The sequence below is a fragment of the Candidatus Erwinia dacicola genome (genome assembly GCF_001756855.1).
In the GTDB taxonomy this organism is placed as follows: domain Bacteria; phylum Pseudomonadota; class Gammaproteobacteria; order Enterobacterales; family Enterobacteriaceae; genus Erwinia; species Erwinia dacicola.
Genome location: NZ_MAYS01000357.1, coordinates 1 through 2,837, shown reverse-complemented (window position 1 = coordinate 2,837; position 2,837 = coordinate 1). Strand labels below are relative to the sequence as shown.

At 54.0% G+C, this 2,837-nt stretch carries 2 protein-coding genes and 2 pseudogenes; 2 read left to right on the top strand and 2 right to left on the bottom strand.

Features of this window, described 5'->3' with window-relative positions:
• Window positions 1-219, bottom strand: a pseudogene (locus BBW68_RS19830) (nitroreductase family protein); the annotation flags it as partial.
• 170 nt (window positions 220-389) lie between these two features.
• Here BBW68_RS19830 and sppA point away from each other — a divergent pair.
• Window positions 390-2,255 carry a signal peptide peptidase SppA gene (sppA, locus tag BBW68_RS10195; protein WP_070135274.1) on the top strand — a complete coding sequence of 622 codons (1,866 nt, stop codon included), beginning with the start codon at window positions 390-392 and terminating at the stop codon, window positions 2,253-2,255.
• A 100-nt stretch (window positions 2,256-2,355) separates the two neighbouring features.
• A pseudogene (locus BBW68_RS10190) lies at window positions 2,356-2,584 on the top strand (asparaginase domain-containing protein); the annotation flags it as partial.
• 41 nt (window positions 2,585-2,625) lie between these two features.
• Here BBW68_RS10190 and BBW68_RS19175 read toward each other — a convergent pair.
• Window positions 2,626-2,837 (bottom strand): IS30 family transposase (locus BBW68_RS19175; RefSeq protein WP_148127523.1); only part of this gene is annotated, 212 nt, incomplete at its 5' end.

Sequence of the window (2,837 nt, the reverse complement as noted above, 5' to 3'; positions counted from 1 at the left end):
CTTTGCAACAGTGCCTCCAGCTGCGCATCGCGCGATACTTTCTCCAGCAGCTCACTCAGGCGATCGCGCCCTTCATTCTCTACAATAGTGAAATGCAGTGCCGAGATCCGGCGCGCGCATAGCGGCGCGCAGAATGTTCTCCAGCGCCTCACCTGTAAGCCTGGGTTCTGCCAAGTGTGATGCGGAACGACAGTTAACCAGTAAATCCAGAGCGTCCATGGTGTCCTCCTGTGATAGTGATTCTCATCCAGTAAAAACTAGCACAGGATGATGTTTTGTTACAGCATTGCGCTTTTTCATGCTGACAATTGCCCCCTTGCTATTTAGGATGTGTGCTATTCCTGCCCGGACCTCTGCTTCTGGCATTTCATTGCGACTTTGGAGTTTCTATGCGCGTATTGTGGCGAATGATCGCTAGCATCTTTAAGTGGACATGGCGAGTCCTGAATTTTGTTCGCGAATTTATCCTTAATCTCTTCCTTATTTTGCTGATCGTGGTTAGCGTTGGTATCTGGCTGCAAGTCAGCAGCGCTAATGCACCAGCTGAAGTGCAGAAAGGCGCACTGACCTTCGATCTCAGCGGCGTGGTGGTGGATAAACCTTCCGTCAGCAACAAGCTGAGTAAGATTGGCCGCCAGCTGTTAGGTGCCAGCAGTGATCGTCTGAAAGAGAACTCATTGTTCGACGTGGTGGATGCCATTCGCCAAGCGAAGGACGACGACAAAATTACCGGCATAGTGCTCGACCTGCAAAACTTTACGGGCGCTGATCAGCCGTCGCTGCAGTATATTGGTAAAGCGCTACGCGAGTTCCGCGACAGCGGCAAGCCAATCTATGCCACCGGCGACAGCTACAGTCAGGCACAATATTACCTCGCCAGCTTCGCCAACAAGATCTACCTCTCGCCGCAGGGCACCGTCGATCTGCACGGTTTTGCCACCAACAGCCTCTATTATAAAACCCTGCTGGACAAGCTGAAAGTCAGCTCGCACGTGTTCCGCGTCGGCACCTACAAATCGGCGGTAGAGCCGTTCCTGCGTGATGATATGTCCCTTGCCGCGCGCGATTCCGACAGCCGCTGGATTGGCGAGCTGTGGCAGAACTATGTCAATACGCTGGCGGCAAACCGTCAGATTACTGCCGATCAGGTATTCCTTAGCGCTCAGGGCGTGCTCGATGGTCTGAACAAAGTGGGCGGCGACAGCGCGCAGTACGCCAAAGACAGTAAGCTGGTGGATGAGCTGGCCTCACCGTCGGTGGTCGATCAGCAGCTGGTAAAAATCTTTGGTTGGGATAAAGAGGCTAAGGATTACAACGGCACCAGCATCTATGACTATCCGCTGAAAAACACCCCAACCACTGACGACAATGACGGCAATATCGCGGTGATTGGGGCGAACGGGACGATCATGGAAGGTGAAGAGACCCCAGGCAGCGTCGGTGGTGATACCACCGCAAAGGGAATTCGTGAAGCGCGCCTCGATCCGAAGATCAAAGCCATTCTGTTCCGAGTCAACAGCCCTGGCGGCAGCGTGACCGCTTCTGAAACTATCCGTGGAGAGCTGGCGGCCGCAAAAGCCGCGGGTAAACCGGTGGTGGTTTCCATGGGCGGCATGGCGGCATCAGGCGGCTACTGGGTTTCCACTCCTGCTAACTATATAATTGCCAGCCCGAATACGCTGACCGGCTCTATTGGTATCTTCGGCGTGATCAACACCGTGGAGAACTCGCTAGATGCTATCGGCGTGCATACCGACGGCGTGGCAACGTCTCCGCTGGCGGATGTCGCCAGTACCAAAGCCCTGCCGCCAGAAGTCCAGCAGCTGATGCAGCTGACCATCGAAAACGGCTATAAAAACTTCCTCGGTCTGGTGGCAAAATCACGCAATAAAACGCCAGAACAGATTGATCAGATTGCACAGGGTCACGTCTGGACCGGCAGCGATGCCAAAGCGAACGGTCTGGTGGATGCGCTGGGTGATTTCGACGACGCGGTGGCAAAAGCTGCCGAGCTGGCGAAGATCCAACAGCCACAGCTGAACTGGTATCAGGATGAACCGAGCATGATCGACGTGCTGTTCAGCCAGGTGGTTGCTTCAGCGCAGGCAGCACTGCCTGCGGCGCTGCGCGCTTATCTGCCTGCACCAATGCTCGACGTCATGGCCGCGATGAAGAGGCAGCCAGGCCTGCTGGATAATTTCAACGATCCTCAGAATCGCTATGCATTCTGCCTGACCTGCAGCGATGTAAAGTAGTGAGCTAACGCACTAACCAGCCCAGCCAACTCTGGTCGGGCTGGTTTTCCTGACAATTCCCATTATACTGCGTTTTTTTCGGCAAGCCCTGAGTTAACGAATGCAAAAGAAATCGATTTATGTCACTTACACGGGCGGTACCATCGGCATGCAGCGTTCCGAGCACGGCTTTTATCCCTATTTCCGGTTACCTGCAAAATCAGCTGGCAAATATGCCAGAATTCCATCACCCGGAAATGCCAGATTTCACCATCCACGAATACGCACCGTTGATTAACTCCTCGGACATGACGCCACAGGACTGGCAATCGATTGCGGATAATATTCGCCAGCCCCATTCCCACTCGAAACGCAACAAAACCGAGGGGGCTTATGCCGCCAGTAAGTGCGTTAAAAATACCTCGTTGGGGGAACGATAGCCCAGTGATTTTCTCCCGCGCGTGTTGAGTATGTGTTCGAGTTCAGCCATCTTGCGATGGCTCACCTGACTGAAGTCGGTTCCCTTGGGGTAAAAGCGCCGTATCAGACCGTTGGTATGCTCATTCAGGCCACGTTCCCAGGAATGGTATGGGCGTGCAAAGT